Source organism: Micromonospora sp. WMMC241, from assembly GCF_027460165.1.
Lineage (GTDB): Bacteria > Actinomycetota > Actinomycetes > Mycobacteriales > Micromonosporaceae > Micromonospora > Micromonospora humi.
The window spans coordinates 6,149,089-6,166,682 of sequence record NZ_JAPZBF010000001.1; the positions used below are offsets into that span (position 1 = coordinate 6,149,089).

Below are 17,594 nucleotides of genomic sequence, written 5' to 3' on the forward strand. Positions count from 1 at the left end.
GTGCGAAGCGGTATGCCTGACAGGCATAATTATGACTGTCAGGCATACCGCTCAGAAGCAATGCGCGCTCGCCGGAGACTACTTACGGTAGCGGTGAACGCACCCGCAGCGGCCGTCCGCGGTCCTGTGACCCGCCACCGTCACACCCGTGAGCGGCAGGGGTCGGGGCCGGCGGGTCAGCTCGTGCGGTCGGCGATGTAGTCGCAGAGGGATTCCAGCGCGCGGCGCGGCGGGCCCTCGGGGAGCGGGGTCAGGCGGGCGCGGGCCTCCTCGGCGTAGCTGCGCACCGTCTCCCGGGCCCGCTTGAGCGCCGGGGACTCCCGGAGCAGGGTGAGCGCCTCGGCGTGCAACGCGTCGTCGACCAGCGGGCCGGTGGCCAGGATCTCCCGCAGTCGCACGCTTGCCGCGTCCGCGTCGTCACCGGCCATCGCGTAGAGCACCGGCAGGGTGGGCACGCCCTCGCGCAGGTCGGTGCCGGGTGTCTTGCCGGACTGCACCGACTCGCTGGCGATGTCCAGCAGGTCGTCGGAGAGCTGGAAGGCGACGCCGATGATCTCGCCATACCCGGCCAGGGCCTCGATGTGCGCGGCGGACGCGCCGCCGAACATGCCACCGAAGCGGGCCGAGGTGGCGATCAGCGAACCGGTCTTCTCGGCGATGACGTGCAGATAGTGCGCGACCGGATCGGTGTCGCGCGGGCCGACCGTCTCGGCGATCTGGCCGTGCACCAGGCGGGCGAACGTGCGCGCCTGCAACCGGACCGCCTCCGGGCCCAGGTCGGCCGCGATGTCCGCGGCCCGGGCGAAGAGGAAGTCGCCGACCAGGATGGCCACCGAGTTGGCCCAGCGGGAGTTGGCGCTCGGGGCGCCCCGCCGCACGGCCGCCTCGTCCATCACGTCGTCGTGGTAGAGCGTGGCCAGGTGGGTGAGTTCCATCACCACGGCCGCCGGCACCACGTGGGTCGCGTCCGGATCACCGAACTGGGCGCCCAGCGCCACCAGCAACGGGCGGAACCGCTTGCCGCCGGCCTCCATCAGGTGGCGCGCCGCCTCGGTGACCAACGGGTCGGCGCTCGTCACGCTGGCACGCAGCTCGGTCTCGACCCGGTCGAGCACGCCCAGCACGGACGCTTCGACGCGCGGGTCGGCGAGGTGCAGGCCGAGCGCGCCGAACTGACCTGAATGCTCGCCAGCCGGGTTCACCACGTCTTCAACCATGCCACACCCGTTCGACCTGCTCGGTGAGGGGGATACGGACCGGGGGCCGGCACGCCACGGCGTGCCGGCCCCCGGTGGGACCACCTCTGTCATCGGACGAATTCGGCGGCACCGGTGGTCAGGTCGAGCAGGGGCCCGGGAACCACGCCGAGGACCAGCGTGGCGAGCACGCCGATGACCAGGGCAGCCGAGGTGAGCGCGCCCGGCACGGTCACCGTCGGAGTGGCCTCACCTGGCTCGGAGAGCCACATCATCACCACGACCCGCAGGTAGGGGAACGCCAGCACCATGCTGGTCAGTACGCCGGCGATCACCAGCCACGCCTGGTTCGCCTCCAGCGCCGGGCCGAAGACCGCGAACTTGCTGGTGAAGCCGCTGGTGAGCGGGATCCCGGCGAAGGCGAGCAGGATGAACGTGAAGATCGCCGCGAAGAACGGCGAGCGCCGGCCCAGCCCGGCCCAGCGGGACAGGTGGGTGGCCTCACCGTCCGCGTCGCGCACCAGCGTCACCACCGCGAACGCGGCGAGCACCGAGAAGCCGTACGCGGCGAGGTAGAACATCGTGCCCGACAGCCCCTCCTTGCTGGGGGCCAGCACACCCACCAGCAGGTAGCCCGCGTTCGCGATCGACGAGTAGGCCAGCAGCCGCTTGATGTCCGTCTGGGTGACCGCCAGCACGGCGCCGACCAGCATGGTCAGCACCGCCACCACGCCGATCACCGGGGTGAAGTCCCAGGAGGCGCCGGCGAACGCGACGTGGAATACGCGCAGCAACGCGCCGAAGGCGGCGACCTTGGTGCAGGCGGCCATGAAGCCGGTCACCGGCGTCGGCGCACCCTGGTAGACGTCCGGCGTCCAGACGTGGAACGGGGCGGCGGCGGCCTTGAAGAGCAGGCCGATGGCGACCAGCGCCATGCCGGCGAAGAGCAGCACCTGGCTGGACGACGACTCGCCGACCGCGGCGTGCACGGTGGCGAAGTCGACACCCGCGCCCCGGCCCGGGATCCCCGAGGTGAAGCCGTAGATCAGGGCGACACCGAACAGGAAGAACGCCGAGGCGTACGCGCCAAGCAGGAAGTACTTCATCGCCGCCTCCTGGCTCAGCAGACGCCGGCGGCGGGCCAGCGCGCAGAGCAGGTAGAGCGGCAGGGAGAACACCTCGAGCGAGATGAACATGGTCAGCAGGTCGTTCGCCGCCACGAAGATCAGCATGCCGCCGATCGCGAACGTCATCAGCGGGTAGACCTCGGTGGCCCCGCCGACGCCCTCGGCCTGCCTGCGGTCCTCCGGCGACTCGGCGGTCACCGCGGCGTGCGCCACGAACGCGCCGCCCCGCTCCACCGTGCGCTCGCCGACGAGCAGCAGCGCCATGGCGGCCAGCACCAGGACGGTGCCCTGGAGGAAGAGCGTCGGCCCGTCCACCGCGAGGGCACCGCCTGCGGTGATCACCCGACTCTCGGACTTCAGGATCACCATGGTGATCGCGGCGAGCACCGCCACCAGGGCGAGCCCGAGCTGCACCGCATTGCGCAGGCGGCGCGGCACGAACGCCTCGACCAGGACGCCGAGCAGGGCGACGCCCAGCATGATCAGGATCGGAGCGAGCGCCGCGTAGTCGATCGACGGCAGCTTGAGCTCGGTCATTTCGCGGCCTCCTGGACGCTTCCGACCTCAGGGGCGGGATCGGACTTGCCGACGTCCTGCATGGTCGCCTGGACGGCGGGGTTGATGACATCGGTGACCGGCTTGGGATAGAAGCCGAGCAGCACGATCAGCGCGATCAACGGTGCGACGACGACCTTCTCCCGCAGGCTGAGGTCCCGCCGCATGCCCTCGACCTCGGTCAGCGCCGGGTTCAGCGTGCCCTGGGTGGTGCGCTGCACCATCCACAGCACGTACGCCGCCGCCAGGATGATGCCCAGCGTGGCGATCACCGCGACCGGCTTGTTGACCGTGAACGTGCCGATCAGCACCAGGAACTCGGACACGAACGGCGCGGTGCCGGGCAGCGCCAGCGACGCCAGACCGGCGAAGAAGAGCACGCCGGCCAGCACCGGCACCAGCTTGCCCGCGCCGCCGAAGTCGCTGATCAGCGACGAGCCGCGGCGGGCGATCAGCATGCCGACCACGAGGAAGAGCAGGCCGGTGGCGAGTCCGTGGTTGAGCATGTAGAGCACCGCGCCGGTGCCGGCCTGGGTGGTGAAGGCGAAGATGCCGACGCCGATGAAGCCGAAGTGCGCGATCGACGTGTACGACACCAGCCGCTTCAGGTCGTTCTGCCCGACCGCCAGCAACGCGGCGTAGATGATGCCGATCACGCCGAGCGCCAGCGCCCACGGCGCGAACCAGCGCGACGCCTCCGGGAACAGCGGGAGGCAGTAGCGCAGGATGCCGAACGTGCCGACCTTGTCCAGCACGCCGACCAGCAGCGCCGCCGCACCGGCCGGCGCGGCCCCACCGGCGTCCGGCAGCCAGGTGTGGAACGGGAAGAACGGCGCCTTGATCGCGAACGCCAGGAAGAAGCCGAGGAACAGCCAGCGGGCGGTGTTGGTGGCGAACTCCGCCTGACTCAGCGTCTGCCAGTCGAACGTCTTGCCGCCGACCACCCAGAGGCCGATCACGGCGGCCAGCATGAACAGGCCGCCGACCAGCGAGTAGAGGAAGAACTTCACCGCCGCGTACTGCCGCTGGTGGCCGCCGTAGCTGCCGATCAGGAAGTACATCGGCACGAGCATGACCTCGAAGAACACGTAGAACAGGAAGACGTCGGCGGCGGCGAAGACGCCGATCATCGTGCACTCGAGGACGAGCAGCAGCGCGAAGTAGACAGGCACCGAGCGCTTCGACGACTCGGCGTCGTGCCACGACGCCAGGATCACCAGCGGCACCAGGATCGCGATCAGCATCAGCATGACCAGCGCGATGCCGTCCACCTCGAAGGTGAACCGCACGCCCCAGTTCGGGATCCACGCGTACGACTCGCGGAACTGGAACCGGTCGCCGTCGGCGGAGAAGGCGAACCACATCACCACCGAGAGCACCAGCACCAGCAGCGACCAGCCGAACGCCACCAGCTTGGCGAGGTCCGGCCGCCTGCGTGGCAGCAGTGCCACCACCAGGGCGCCGACCAGCGGCGCCACGGTCAGCACCGAGAGGAACGGGAAGTTGGACATTATTCGGCCTTACCTCCGTCGTGACTGCGTGGCCCGCCGGCGGGGGCGGCCGCGTTGCTGTCGATCACGCCAGCCACCCCGCCTGCACCGCCAGGAACGCGGCCACCACGAGCAGCGCGCCGGTCAGGATCGAGGTCGCGTACGACCGCACGAAGCCGGTCTGCAGCCGCCGGAGCCGGCCCGAGCCCCCGCCCACCGCGGCGGCGAGGCCGTTGACCAGCCCGTCGACGCCCCGGTTGTCGAGGAAGACCAGCGCCCGGGTGAGGAAGATGCCCGGCTTCTCGAAGACCGCCTCGTTGAAGGCGTCCGTGTAGAGGTTGCGGCGCGCGGCGGTGACCACGACGCCGGCCGGCTGCGGCTCGGTGGCCGTGCCGTTGCGGAACAGGAACCAGGCCAGCCCGGCACCGAGCACGGTGATCAGGATGGAGAGGATGGTGATCACGGTGTGCGAGAGCACGCCGTGCGCCTCGCCGCCGGCCTCCTCGCCGAGCACCGGGGTCAGCCAGGACACCACGCTGTCGTTGAGCGTCATCAGGCCACCGGCCACCACCGACCCGGCGGCGAGCAGGATCAGCGGGATCGTCATGAGCTTCGGCGACTCGTGCGGGTGCTCGATGTCCTCCGTCCACCGCTTCGGGCCGTGGAAGGTGAGCACGAAGAGCCGGGTCATGTAGAACGCGGTGAGCCCGGCGCCGAGGAGCGCCGCGCCGCCGAAGAGCCAGGCGGTCCAGCCCTCCCGCTCGAACGCCGACGCGATGATCGGCTCCTTGGAGAAGTAGCCGGAGAGCGGCGGAATCCCGATGATGGCCAGCCAGCCCATCATGAAGGTCAGCCAGGTGATCTTCATGTACTTCGACAGCCCGCCGAAACGGCGGATGTCCACCTGGTCCTTCATGCCGTGCATGACCGAGCCGGCGCCGAGGAACATGTTGGCCTTGAAGAAGCCGTGCGCCAGCAGGTGGATGATGGCCAGCGCGTACGCGCCGCCGCCGAGGCCGACGCCGAGGAACATGTAGCCGATCTGGCTCACCGTGGACCAGGCCAGCACCCGCTTGATGTCGTCCTTGGCGGCGCCGATGACGCAGCCCAGCAGCAGCGTGAGCGCGCCGACGCTGACCACCACGAGCTGGAGCGTCTCGTTGGCCGAGAAGATCGGGTTGGACCGGGCGATCAGGTAGACGCCCGCGGTGACCATGGTGGCCGCGTGGATGAGCGCGGAGACCGGGGTCGGGCCCTCCATCGCGTCCGGGAGCCAGGCCTGGAGCGGGAACTGGCCGGACTTGCCGGCGGCGCCCAGGAGCAGCAGCAGGCCGAGCACCAGCACCGTGGTCGAGGTCATCGACCCGACCCCGTTGAACACCTCGTCGTACTGGGTCGTGCCGAGCATGGCGAACATGACGAAGATGCCGATGGCCAGGCCGGCGTCGCCGACCCGGTTCATCAGGAACGCCTTCTTGCCGGCGGTGGCCGCGCTCGGCCGGCCGTACCAGAAGGAGATCAGCAGGTACGACGCCAGACCGACGCCCTCCCAGCCGAAGTAGAGCATCACGTAGTTGTTGCCGAGCACCAGCAGCAGCATCGCGGCGACGAACAGGTTGAAGTACCCGAAGAACCGTCGCCGGCCCTCGTCGTGCGCCATGTACTCCACGGCGTAGAGGTGGATCAGGAAACCCACCCCGGTGATCAGCAGGACGAACACCGCGGCCAGCGGGTCGAAGAGCAGACCGAAGTCCACCTTCAGGTCACCCACGGTGATGAACTGCCAGAGGCTCGACTGGACCTGCTTGTTCTCCAGGCCGCGGAGCTGGAAGAAGTAGGTCAGCCCGAGCACGAACGCGGCGCCGATGGCCGCCACGCCCAGCCAGTGGCCCCAGCGGTCCGCCCGCTTGCCGAGCAGCAGCAGGACCGCCGCGCTGACCAGCGGGATCGCCACCAGCAGCCAGACGCTGCCCAGCAGGCCATCCGCAGTAGCGAATTCCACAGTCTGTTCCACCGCAGACCCCTCAGTACTTCAGCAGGTTGGCGTCGTCGACGCTGGCCGAGCGCCGGGTCCGGAAGATCGCCATGATGATCGCGAGCCCGACCACGACCTCGGCCGCCGCCACCACCATCACGAAGAACGCCATGATCTGGCCGTTCAGGTCGCCGTTGATCCGGCTGAACGTGACCAGGGTCAGGTTGGCCGCGTTGAGCATCAGCTCGACGCACATGAACAGCACGATCGCGTTGCGCCGGACCAGCACGCCGACGGCGCCGATGGTGAACAGCACCGCCGCGAGGATCAGGTAGTAGTCCGGGGTCACTTCTCCGTACCCTTCAGTGCGGTCTCCTCCGACGTCATCTCGCGCACCGGCATGATCTCCGGGATGCCGCGGTCGGTCAGCCGGCCGTCCGGCAGGCGGGCCGGCGTGGCCACCGAGGAGGAGGTGGCGAAGACGCCGGGGCCCGGCTTCGGGCCGGGGTAGTTGCCGGGGCGGAACCGCGCCTTCATGGTGGCGACCTGGTCCATCCGGTCCTCCTTGCGCCGCTCCACGTGCGCCAGCACCATCGCGCCCACCGCGGCCGTGATCAGCAACGCCGAGGTCAGTTCGAAGGCGAAGACGTACTTGGTGAAGAGCAGCCGGGCGATGCCCTGCACGTTGCCCTCGGCGTTGGCCTGGTCGAGCCCGACCGCCTGGACACCGTTGAGCGCGCGGGACAACCCGGTGCCGACCAGGCCGGCGAAGCCGAGTCCGAGCACCACCGCGGCGACCCGCTGGCCGCGCAGCGTCTCGATCAGCGAGTCGGACGCGTCCCTGCCGACGAGCATCAGCACGAACAGGAAGAGCATCATGATCGCGCCGGTGTAGACGATGATCTGCACCATGCCGATGAACGGCCCGGCCTGGAGCACGTAGAACACGCCCAGGCAGAGCATGGTCAGCACCAGCCAGAGCGCGGAGTGCACCGCGTTGCGGGCCCACACCATGCCGAGCGCCCCGATCAGGGCCAGCGGCGCGAGGATCCAGAAGGTGATCTCCTCGCCCCCGGACACCTCGCCCGCCGCGGCGAGCACTGTCTGCGTGGTCATACCCCTGCTCCCTTGCCCGCCTCGGACCGCTGCGCGGCCTGCTCGGCGCCGGGGAAGGTCACGCCGGGGTGCTCCTCCACCGGATACCGGCCGCCCGCCGGCGACTGCTCGGCGCCGGCCGAGGTGCCCGGGTTGGTGAGCGCGCCGACGTAGTAGTCCTTCTCGCTGTCACCGAGCCGCATCGGGTGCGGCGGCTGCTCCATGCCCTCGAGCAGCGGCGCGAGCAGCTGCTCCTTCGTGAAGATCAGATCCTGCCGGTTGTCCCGGGCCAGCTCGTACTCGTTGCTCATGGTGAGCGAACGGGTCGGGCAGGCCTCGATGCAGAGCCCGCAGAAGATGCACCGGGCGTAGTTGATCTGGTAGTTGCTGGCGTACCGCTCACCCGGGGAGAAGCGCTGCTCCTCGGTGTTGTCGCCACCCTCCACGAAGATCGCGTCGGCCGGGCAGGCCCAGGCGCACAGCTCGCAGCCGATGCACTTCTCCAGCCCGTCCGGGTGCCGGTTGAGGATGTGCCGCCCGTGGTAGCGCGGCGCCGAGACCGGCGGCTTGAACGGGTAGTCGGTGGTGACGACCTTCTTGAACATGTGCGAGAAGGTGACCCCGAAGCCCTTGAACGTTCCGGTGATCGCGCCCACGTCACACCTCCCTGGATTCGGAGCCGGCGACGACGTTGGCCGGCTCCCGCTCGGCGACCACGCGCCTGGTACGCGGGCTCGGCGGGACCTGAAGATCCATCGGTGGCAGCGGGAAGCTGCCGTACGGCCGGCTGTCCGCCTGCTCCTGCGGCGACGGCTTCGGCTCCTTCTTCCGGCTCGGCCAGAAGAGCGTGGCCAGCAGCAGCACGCCCGCGCCGACGGCGGTGACGAGCAGCCGGTCCCGGGTCTGCCAGTCCTCGATCGAGCGGAGCCCGGCGAGCACCAGGATCCAGACCAGGTTGATCGGCAGCAGCACCTTCCAGCCGAAGCGCATGAACTGGTCGTACCGGAGCCGGGGCAGCGTGCCGCGGAGCCAGACGAACACGAAGACCAGCAGGATCACCTTGCCGAAGAACCACAGCATCGGCCACCAACCGTCGTTGGCGCCCGACCACAGGGTGATCGGCCACGGTGCCCGCCAGCCGCCGAGGAACAGCGTCGTGGTGACCGCGGACATGCTCACCATGGCCACGTACTCGGAGAGCATGAAGAGCGCGAACTTCAGCGAGCTGTACTCCGTCATGAAGCCGGCGACCAGCTCCGACTCCGCCTCCGGCAGGTCGAACGGCGCCCGGTTGGTCTCACCGACCATGGCGATGAAGAAGATGATGAAGCTGGGCAGCAGCAGGATCGCGTACCAGCCCGGGGTGGGCAGCTCGAACCCGCCGATGCTCAGCCGGGTGGCGTCGCCCTGCGCGGCGACGATCCCGCTCGTCGACATCGTGCCGGCGGTCATGAACACCGCCACGATGCTCAGTCCCATGGCGACCTCGTAGGAGATCATCTGGGCGCTGGAGCGCAGGCCGCCGAGCAGCGGGTACGTCGAGCCCGAGGCCCAACCGCCGAGCACGATGCCGTAGACGCCCATCGAGGAGCAGGCCAGGATCACCAGCACCGCCACCGGCACGTCGGTCACCTGCAGCGGCGTCCAGTGGCCGAAGATGCTGACGCTCGGGCCGAACGGGATCACCGACAGCGCGGTGACCGCGGAGATCACCGAGATGGTCGGCGCGAAGAAGAAGACCACCTTGTCGGCGGCGCGCGGGAGGATGTCCTCCTTGAACGCCATCTTCAGGCCGTCGGCGAGCGTCTGGAGCAGGCCGAACGGGCCAACCTGGTTGGGGCCGGGCCGGACCGCCATCCGGCCGACCACCCGCCGCTCGAACCAGACGCCGAGCAGCGTGGCCAGCAGGCCGAACGCGAACGCGAAGACGATCTTCCCGAGGACCAGCCACCACGGGTCCTTGCCGAAGTCGGCGAGCGTCGGGTCCTGCGCCGCGAGGACGACGGTATTCACTCGGAGACACCCCCTGCGTTGAGGAGCGGACCCGGGCGCGCGGCGGCGTCCGCGGCGACGGGCGCCGCGGTCACCTTCACCACATGACCGGACGTCGCGCCGAGGCTGCGTCGCACGGTCGAGCCGGGTGAGTTGGTCGGCAGCCAGACGACGCCGTCCGGCATCTCGCTGATCGCCGCCGGCAGCGTGACCGCGCCACGGTCGGTTCCGACCGTGACCGGGTCGCCGTCGGCCACGCCGAGCGCCTCGGCGGTGCCCTTGCCCAGCCGGACGACCGGCGGGCGGGCGGTGCCGGCGAGGTGCTCGTCGCCGTCGGTCAGGCTGCCCAGGTCGACGAGCTGGTGCCAGGTCGACAGCACGGCCTCGCCCGGGCCGGGCTGCGGCACGGTGGCCGGCTCGACCGACGGCGCGGACGGCCGCGACGTCCGGGTACGCGGCAGCGCGCCCAGCTCGCGGCGCACGCTCGGCACGTCGCCGACGCCGAGCCGCACGTCGAGCTGCGCGGCGATCGCGTCGAGCACCCGGCCGTCGGTCATCGCGCCGGTGTCCAGCACCCGATCGAAGGTACGCAGGCGGCCCTCCCAGTCGAGGAAGCTGCCGTCCTTCTCGACCGCCGGGGCGACCGGGAAGACCACGTCCGCCCGGCGGGCCACCGCACTCATCCGCAGTTCCAGGCTGACCAGGAACGGCACCGCGTCCAGGGCCGCCTCGGCCCGGCGCGGATCGGCCAGGTCGGCCGGGTCGACGCCGGCCACCACCAGCGCGCCGAGCGTGCCGTCGGCCGCCGCGGCGAGGATGCCGTCGGTGTCGCGACCGGCCTGGCTCGGGATCACCCCGGCCGGCAGGTCCCACGCCTCGCCCAGCTCCGCGCGGGCGGCCGGCTCGGTGACCACCCGGCCGCCGGGGAGCAGGTTGGGCAGGCAGCCCGCGTCGACCGCGCCACGGTCGCCCGCGCGCCGCGGCACCCAGGCCAGCCGGGCGCCGGTACGCCGGGCCACGTCCGCCGCCGCCGACAGGCCGCCGGGCACCGCGCCCAGCCGCTCGCCGACGATCAGGATCGCGCCCGGCTGCCCCAGCGCCTCGGCCACGGTGGCGTGCTCGGCCAGCACGCTCGCCTCCTCGCCCGGCACCACCCGGGCCAGCTTCGCCCCGAGCTTCTCCAGGCCGCGGGTCGCGAACGGCGCGATCGCGTAGACCGTGAGCTTCTTCTTCAGGTACGCCTTGCGCAGCCGCAGGAAGAGGATCGGGCACTCCTCCTCCGGCTCCAGGCCGACCAGCACCACGGCGGGCGCGTTCTCCACGTCCGCGTAGGTCACGTCGGTGACCCCGGCGACGTTGCTGGCCAGGAAGTCGGCCTCCTCGCGGGAGACCGGGCGGGCCCGGAAGTCGATGTCGTTGGTGTGCAGCGCGACCCGGGCGAACTTCGCGTACGCGTAGGCGTCCTCGACGGTGAGCCGGCCACCGGTCAGCACGCCGGTGCCGGTGCCGGCGTCGCGGGCCGCGCGCAGCCCTTCGGCGGCCCGGGTGAACGCCTCGCTCCAGGACGCCTCGCGCAGCTCACCGGTCTTCTCGTCGCGCACCAGCGGAGTGGTGAGCCGGTCGAACGCGCGGGTGTACTGGAAGCCCCAGCGACCCTTGTCGCAGTTCCACTCCTCGTTCACCGCCGGGTCGTCGCCGGCCAGCCGGCGCAGCACCTTGCCCCGCCGCCAGTCGGTGCGCTGGGCGCAGCCGGCCGAGCAGTGCTCGCAGACGCTGGGCGAGGAGACCAGGTCGAACGGGCGGGACCGGAAGCGGTACTGCGCGCCGGTGAGCGCGCCGACCGGGCAGATCTGCACGGTGTTGCCGGAGAAGTAGGAGTTGAAGGGGACATCCCCCTCGTCGCCCTCCTCGCCGTACGCGTCGTCCCGGTAGATGTTGATCTCCTCGTGCGAGGAGCGTCCCATCAGGTCGATGAACTTGTCGCCGGCGATCTCCTCGGAGAACCGGGTGCACCGCTGGCAGAGCACGCAGCGCTCGCGGTCGAGCAGCACCTGGGTGCTGATCGGCAGCGGCTTCGGGTACTCCCGCTTGTGCTCGTGGAACCGCGAGTCCGTCCGGCCGGTGGACATCGCCTGGTTCTGCAGCGGGCACTCGCCGCCCTTGTCGCACATCGGGCAGTCCAGGGGGTGGTTGAGGAGCAGCAGCTCCATCACCCCCTCCTGGGCCTTCTTGGCGACCGGCGAGGTGAGCTGGGTACGCACCACCATGCCGTCGGCGACGGTCTGGGTGCAGGAGGCGACCGGCTTGCGCTGGCCCTCCACCTCCACCAGGCACTGCCGGCACGCGCCGGCCGGGGCCAGCAGCGGGTGGTCGCAGAAGCGCGGGATCTCGGTGCCCATCTGCTCGGCGACCCGGATCAGCAGGGTGCCCTTGGGCGCGGTGACCTCGACGCCGTCGATGGTCAGCGTGACGGTCTCGGTCTGCTTGGCTACGTCGGTCATTAGTGGGCTCCCACCAGAGACTTGTCCGACAGCTTCGGCGCGGTACGTCCCTCGATGTAGTCGAGGTAGTCCTGCTTGAAGTACTTCAGGGACGAGGTCACCGAGCTGGTCGCACCGTCACCCAGGCCGCAGAACGAGCGGCCGAGGATGTTGTCGCAGGTGTCGAGCAGGGTGTCGAGGTCCTCGTGGGTGCCCTGGCCGGCGAGGATGCGCCGGTAGACCCGGACCATCCAGTAGTTGCCCTCCCGGCACGGGGTGCACTTGCCGCACGACTCGTGGTGATAGAACTCCAGCCACCGGTAGGTGGCGTAGACCGGGCAGTCCTGGTCGGAGAAGATCTGGGTGGCCGTGGTGCCCAGGATCGAGCCGGCCGCCGCCACCCCCTCGAAGTCCAGCGGCACGTCCAGGTGCTCGGCGGTGAGCAGCGGCGTCGAGGAGCCGCCCGGGGTCCAGAACTTCAGCTCGTGCCCGGGCTTCATGCCGCCGGCCAGCTCGATCAGCTCGCGCAGCGTGATGCCCATCGAGGCCTCGTACTGGCCGGGGTGGGCGATCCGGCCGGAGAGCGAGTAGATCATCGGACCGGACGACTTCTCCGTGCCCATGGTCTTCCACCAGTCGGCGCCACCCAGCACGATGTGCGGGACGCTGGCGATGGTGCCGACGTTGTTGACCACGGTGGGGCTGGCGTACAGGCCGTGGGTCGCCGGGAACGGCGGGCGCAGTCGGGGCTGGCCCCGGAAGCCCTCCAGCGAATCCAGCAGCGCGGTCTCCTCACCGCAGATGTACGCCCCGGCGCCGGAGTGCACCACCAGGTCCAGGTCGAATCCCGAGCCGAGGACGTTCCGGCCCAGGTAGCCCTTGGCGTACGCCTCGTCGACCGCGCTGCGCAGCCGGCGGGCGGCGTGCACGGCCTCGCCGCGGATGTAGATGTAGGCCCGGCTGGCCCGGATCGCGTACGAGGCGATGATGACGCCCTCGACCAGCGCGTGCGGGTCGTGGGTCATCAGCGGCAGGTCCTTGCAGGTGCCCGGCTCGCCCTCGTCGGCGTTCACCACCAGATAATGAGGTCTTGCCGGCGGCTTTCCGTTTGGCTCTTGCGGGATGAAGCCCCACTTGAGACCGGTCGGGAAGCCCGCGCCGCCCCGGCCGCGCAGCCCGGAGTCCTTGATCAGCTGGATCAGGTCGTCCGGGTGCGCCTTGAGCGCCTTGCGCAGGGCGGCGTAGCCGTCCAGCTTCTCGTAGGTGCCGAGCCGCCAGGCGTCCGGCGACAGCCAGCGCTTGGTGAGCACCGGCGTGAGCTTGGCCAGCGTTTCCGGCCGAGGCGTGGTCACTTCCGGACCCCCGTTCCGTTCGCGTCCGCCGGGTCGGCGCCGTCGGCGTCCGTACCGGCCTCGGCGTCCTTGAGGTTGCGCTCCTGCGCGCCGGCCGCGTCGCCGGCGGGCTTGCCGTCGCCGGCCGGCGGGTTCGCCGCCGCGCCGGCCGCCTCGGCCGCCCGCGCGTCGCGCGGCGCCGGGGCCGGGCCGTCGGTCGGGACCTTGGTGCCGGGCGCGTCCGCCACCGGGGTCTTCGCGTCCGGCTGCCGGGTTTCGGCGGTACGCACCTGCGGCGACTTGTCGTCCGGCGCCTTCACGTCCGGGGCGGTGCTGCCGCTGGCCGCCGCGGCCTTGGCCGGCTCCGGCGCGGGGGCCGGCTTCTCAACCTCGGCCTTCGCCTTCGCCTCGGCGGCGGCCCGGTCGGCCTCGGCCTTGCTGCGGATCGGCGTCTTCGGGTCGTAGCCCGGCACCGAGATGCCGTGCTGCTCGGCCAGGCGCAGACCGCGCAGGCTGGGCTCGCCCGGCCCGCCGTCGGCGACGGCGCCGTCCCGCTCGTCGGCGAACCCGGCGAGCTGGACCGCCATCTCCTTGAGCGTGCAGAGCCGGGCGCCCCGGGTCGGCATCGGCCGGCCGCCGGCCTGCAACTCCTGCACCACACCGAGCGCGCCCTGCGGCTCGACGTTGTCGAAGAAGTCGTAGTTGACGGTCATCACCGGGCCGTAGTCGCACGCCGCCAGGCACTCGGCGTGCTCCAGGGTGATCTTCCCGTCGGCGGTGGTCTCCTCGTGCCCGACGCCCAGGTGCTCGGCGAGCGCGTCGTAGACCGCCTGCCCGCCCAGCACGTCGCACATCGTGTTGGTGCAGACGCTTACCAGGTAGTCGCCGGTCGGCTTGCGCTTGTACATGGTGTAGAAGGTGGCGACCGCGCCGACCTGGGCCTTGTTCAGCCCGAGCACCTCGGCGCAGAACTCGACGCCGGCCGGGGAGACGTAACCCTCCTCGGACTGCACCAGGTGCAGCAGCGGCAGCAGGGCCGAGCGGGACCGGTCCGCCGGGTAGCGGGCGATGATCTCCCGCGCCCGCAGCCGGGTCTCCTCAGTGAACACGTTCATCGGTCACAACCACCCATCACGGGGTCCAGCGAGGCGCCGCCGGCGATCACGTCGGCGATCAGGCCGCCCTCGGCCATCGCCGGGAGGGCCTGGAGGTTGACGAAGCTCGGCTCCCGGTAGTGCACCCGGTAGGGCCGGGTGCCACCGTCGGACACCGCGTGCACGCCCAGCTCGCCGCGGGGCGACTCGATGCCGACGTACACCTGGCCCGGCGGAACCCGGAAGCCCTCGGTGACGAGCTTGAAGTGGTGGATCAGCGACTCCATCGACTGACCCATGATCTTGGCGACGTGCTCCAGCGAGTTGCCCATGCCGTCCACGCCGATGGCGAGCTGCGCCGGCCAGGCGATCTTCTTGTCGGCGACCATGACCGGGCCCGGCTTCAACCGGTCCAGCGCCTGCTCGACCAGCTTCAGCGACTCGCGGATCTCGGCCAGCCGGACCAGGTAGCGGCCCCACACGTCGCCGTCGGTGTGCGTCGGCACGTCGAACTCGTACGTCTCGTAACCGCAGTACGGCATGGTCTTGCGCAGGTCCCAGGCGAGCCCCGCGGAGCGGAGCACCGGCCCGGTGATGCCGAGCGCCACACAGGCGGTGGTGTCGAGCACCGCGACGTTCTGGGTGCGCTCGATCCAGATCGGCTGCCCGGAGAGCAGGTTCTCGTACTCCTTGAGCTTCTTCGGCATCAGCACCAGGAAGTCGCGGATCTTGCGGATCGCGTCGTCCGGCACGTCCTGCGCCACCCCGCCCGGACGCACGTACGCGTGGTTCATGCGCAGGCCGGTGATGGTCTCGAAGATGTCGAGGATGTACTCCCGCTCGCGGAAGCCGTACAACATCATGTTGATCGCGCCCAGCTCCATGCCGGTGGTGGCCAGCCAGACCAGGTGCGAGGAGATCCGGTTCAGCTCCATCATCAGCACCCGGATGGTGGTGGCCCGCTCGGTGACGTCGTCGGTGACGCCGAGCAGCTTCTCCACCGCGAGCGCGTACGCCGTCTCGTTGAAGATCGGCGAGAGGTAGTCCATCCGGGTCACGAACGTCGAGCCCTGGACCCAGTTGCGGTATTCCAGGTTCTTCTCGATGCCGGTGTGCAGGTAGCCGATGACGGAGCGGGCCTCGCGGACCGTCTCGCCCTCCAGCTCCAGGACCAGCCGGAGCACGCCGTGCGTGGACGGGTGCTGCGGACCCATGTTGACGACGATCCGCTCGTCGTTGATCGGGTCGGTGCCGGAGACGACCTGGTCCCAGTCCCCACCGGTGACGGTGAAGACCTTGCCCTCGGTGGTCTCGCGCTCGGTCGCGTAGTTCGACGTCGTCACTGGTAGGACCTCCTACGGTCCGGCGGGGGAATTTCCGCACCCTTGTACTCGACGGGTACGCCGCCGAGCGGGTAGTCCTTGCGCTGCGGGTGCCCCTCCCAGTCGTCCGGCATGAGGATCCGGGTCAGGTTGGGGTGGCCGTCGAAGACGATGCCGAACATGTCGTACGCCTCCCGCTCCTGCCAGTCGGCGGTCGGGTAGACGGCGGTGACGCTCGGCAGGTGCGGGTCCTCGGCGGAGACCGCGGCCTCCAGCCGGACCAGCCGCCGGTAGGTCATCGAGGTGAGCTGGTAGACCACGTGCAGTCGACGCCCGTCGGCACCCAGGTAGTCCACCCCGGACACCGAGGAGCAGAGTTCGAAGCGCAGCGACATGTCGTCGCGCATCACCTGGCAGACCTCGGCGATGCGCTCCGGCCGCACGTGCAGGGTCAGCTCACCCCGGTCGACCACGACCTTCTCGATCGCGTCGCCGAACTGCGGGTACGCCTCCTCCAGCGCGTCCCGCACCTCGTCGAAGTAGCTCCCGTACGGCCGGGACGCCTCCTCGATCGACCGACGCGGGCGGACCAGGCCGCCGTAGCCGGAGACGTCGCCGGTGCCCTGGTTGCCGAACATGCCACGACCGGCCGGGCTGGCCGGCGGGTACTCGGCCGGGGCGGTGGAGCTGGCGCCGACCGGAGTGGTCGGCACCGGCACGCCGCCGTCGTCGTTCCTGTCGTTCGGCGAGGTCATTTCGGGCCCCCCTGCGTCTGGAGGTGGTTCTGCGCCTTCATCCAGTTCTCGATCCGCAGCTGCTCCTCGCGCCCCTCGCGGACGGCCTTCGTCCACTCGGCGCGGCGGGCCTTGTCGTTGCGGTACGACGACGGCATCGAGCCGTAGGGCACGACCGGCACGTCACCGCGTTCCTTGCGGGCCTCGAGCATCTTGCGGCCGTTCGGCCCCAGCGGCTCGTACATGATCTTCTCGCGGAGCTTGAGCACCGCGTCGATGAGCATCTCCGGCCGGGGCGGGCAGCCGGGGAGGTACATGTCGACCGGGACGACGTGGTCGACGCCCTGCACGATGGCGTAGTTGTTGAACATGCCGCCGCTGCTGGCGCAGACGCCCATCGAGATGACCCAGCGGGGCTCGGCCATCTGGTCGTAGATCTGCCGCAGGACCGGGGCCATCTTCTGGCTGACCCGGCCGGCCACGATCATCAGGTCCGCCTGCCGGGGCGAGGCGCGGAAGACCTCCATGCCCCACCGGCCCATGTCGTAGTGCGGGCCACCCGCGGCCATCATCTCGATGGCGCAGCAGGCCAGGCCGAACGTGGCGCCCCAGACGGACGACTTCCGCGACCAGTTGACCAGCTTCTCGACGCTGGTGAGCAGGACGCCGGAGGGAAGCTTCTCCTCGATGCCCATCTGCTACCTCCTCAGTCCCAGTCCAGGCCGCCGCGCCGCCACACGTAGGCGTAGGCGACGAAGACCGCGACGATGAACATGACCATCTCCACGAAGCCGAAGATCGGCAGGGCGTCGAAGGAGACCGCCCAGGGGTAGAGGAAGATGATCTCGATGTCGAAGACGATGAAGAGCATCGCCGTCAGGTAGAACTTGATCGGGAACCGGCCGCCGCCGACCGGCTGCGGGCTCGGCTCGATGCCACACTCGTACGCCTCGAGCTTGGCCTTGTTCAGACGCCGGGGGCCGGCGAATCGGGCGGCGGCCACGGAGAACAGCGCGAACCCCGCGGCGAGGGCGAACAGCCCGATGATGGGTGCATAAGGAGAGAGCGTCATCGTTGTCCCCTGCTCGTCCTTCCCTGACCTCGGTGGTTGGCCAAAATCACACTATTCACGTCCCTGACGACAGCGGTCGGCGGGGGTCGATCTCCGTCCGACCCGTGGGCGGTGGCCCCGGGCGGTGGTCT

General features: G+C 70.4%; 15 protein-coding genes. All 15 read right to left on the reverse strand.

Features of this window, described 5'->3' with window-relative positions; genetic code table 11:
- Window positions 1–176: 176 nt before the first annotated feature.
- The 15 genes from O7598_RS27885 to O7598_RS27955 all read right to left on the reverse strand — a co-directional run bounded on the left by O7598_RS27885 (window position 177) and on the right by O7598_RS27955 (window position 17,463).
- Complete coding sequence (locus tag O7598_RS27885; RefSeq protein WP_269694185.1) at window positions 177–1,217, reverse strand: polyprenyl synthetase family protein; 1,041 nt, start codon at window positions 1,215–1,217, stop codon at window positions 177–179.
- Between the two features lie 89 nt (window positions 1,218–1,306).
- The gene (nuoN, locus tag O7598_RS27890; protein ID WP_269694186.1) at window positions 1,307–2,860 is read right to left on the reverse strand and encodes an NADH-quinone oxidoreductase subunit NuoN; all 1,554 of its coding nucleotides are present in this window, start codon (window positions 2,858–2,860) and stop codon (window positions 1,307–1,309) included.
- Window positions 2,857–4,389, reverse strand: coding sequence for an NADH-quinone oxidoreductase subunit M (locus O7598_RS27895; protein ID WP_269694187.1), 1,533 nt, complete (start codon window positions 4,387–4,389; stop codon window positions 2,857–2,859). The genes nuoN and O7598_RS27895 overlap by 4 nt, the downstream gene beginning before the upstream one ends.
- Before the next feature lie 64 nt (window positions 4,390–4,453).
- The gene (nuoL, locus tag O7598_RS27900) at window positions 4,454–6,382 is read right to left on the reverse strand and encodes an NADH-quinone oxidoreductase subunit L (protein ID WP_269694188.1); all 1,929 of its coding nucleotides are present in this window, start codon (window positions 6,380–6,382) and stop codon (window positions 4,454–4,456) included.
- Window positions 6,383–6,392: 10 nt separating this feature from the next.
- A complete protein-coding gene (gene nuoK, locus O7598_RS27905; RefSeq protein ID WP_089154544.1) occupies window positions 6,393–6,692 on the reverse strand; it encodes an NADH-quinone oxidoreductase subunit NuoK in 300 nt (99 codons plus the stop codon).
- A complete protein-coding gene (locus O7598_RS27910; RefSeq protein ID WP_269694189.1) occupies window positions 6,689–7,459 on the reverse strand; it encodes an NADH-quinone oxidoreductase subunit J in 771 nt (256 codons plus the stop codon). The genes nuoK and O7598_RS27910 overlap by 4 nt, the downstream gene beginning before the upstream one ends.
- On the reverse strand, window positions 7,456–8,094 hold the full coding sequence (nuoI, locus tag O7598_RS27915) for an NADH-quinone oxidoreductase subunit NuoI (protein WP_269694190.1): 639 nt from the start codon (window positions 8,092–8,094) through the stop codon (window positions 7,456–7,458). Before nuoI ends, O7598_RS27910 begins: the two co-directional genes overlap by 4 nt.
- Window position 8,095: 1 nt before the next feature.
- Window positions 8,096–9,451 carry an NADH-quinone oxidoreductase subunit NuoH gene (nuoH, locus tag O7598_RS27920; RefSeq protein ID WP_269694191.1) on the reverse strand — a complete coding sequence of 452 codons (1,356 nt, stop codon included), beginning with the start codon at window positions 9,449–9,451 and terminating at the stop codon, window positions 8,096–8,098.
- Window positions 9,448–11,931, reverse strand: coding sequence for an NADH-quinone oxidoreductase subunit G (locus tag O7598_RS27925; protein WP_269694192.1), 2,484 nt, complete (start codon window positions 11,929–11,931; stop codon window positions 9,448–9,450). Before O7598_RS27925 ends, nuoH begins: the two co-directional genes overlap by 4 nt.
- Window positions 11,931–13,262: an NADH-quinone oxidoreductase subunit NuoF gene (nuoF, locus tag O7598_RS27930; RefSeq protein ID WP_269694193.1), complete on the reverse strand. Its 1,332-nt coding sequence runs from the start codon at window positions 13,260–13,262 to the stop codon at window positions 11,931–11,933. Before nuoF ends, O7598_RS27925 begins: the two co-directional genes overlap by 1 nt.
- A complete protein-coding gene (nuoE, locus tag O7598_RS27935) occupies window positions 13,259–14,356 on the reverse strand; it encodes an NADH-quinone oxidoreductase subunit NuoE (RefSeq protein WP_269694194.1) in 1,098 nt (365 codons plus the stop codon). Before nuoE ends, nuoF begins: the two co-directional genes overlap by 4 nt.
- Entirely contained in the window at window positions 14,353–15,678 is a 1,326-nt protein-coding gene (locus O7598_RS27940; protein ID WP_269694195.1) for an NADH-quinone oxidoreductase subunit D, read from the reverse strand. Before O7598_RS27940 ends, nuoE begins: the two co-directional genes overlap by 4 nt.
- Entirely contained in the window at window positions 15,675–16,412 is a 738-nt protein-coding gene (locus tag O7598_RS27945) for an NADH-quinone oxidoreductase subunit C (protein WP_269694196.1), read from the reverse strand. Before O7598_RS27945 ends, O7598_RS27940 begins: the two co-directional genes overlap by 4 nt.
- Window positions 16,409–17,086 carry a NuoB/complex I 20 kDa subunit family protein gene (locus O7598_RS27950; protein ID WP_091062855.1) on the reverse strand — a complete coding sequence of 226 codons (678 nt, stop codon included), beginning with the start codon at window positions 17,084–17,086 and terminating at the stop codon, window positions 16,409–16,411. Before O7598_RS27950 ends, O7598_RS27945 begins: the two co-directional genes overlap by 4 nt.
- 11 nt (window positions 17,087–17,097) lie before the next feature.
- Entirely contained in the window at window positions 17,098–17,463 is a 366-nt protein-coding gene (locus O7598_RS27955) for an NADH-quinone oxidoreductase subunit A (RefSeq protein ID WP_089154551.1), read from the reverse strand.
- Between the last annotated feature and the right edge of the window lie 131 nt (window positions 17,464–17,594).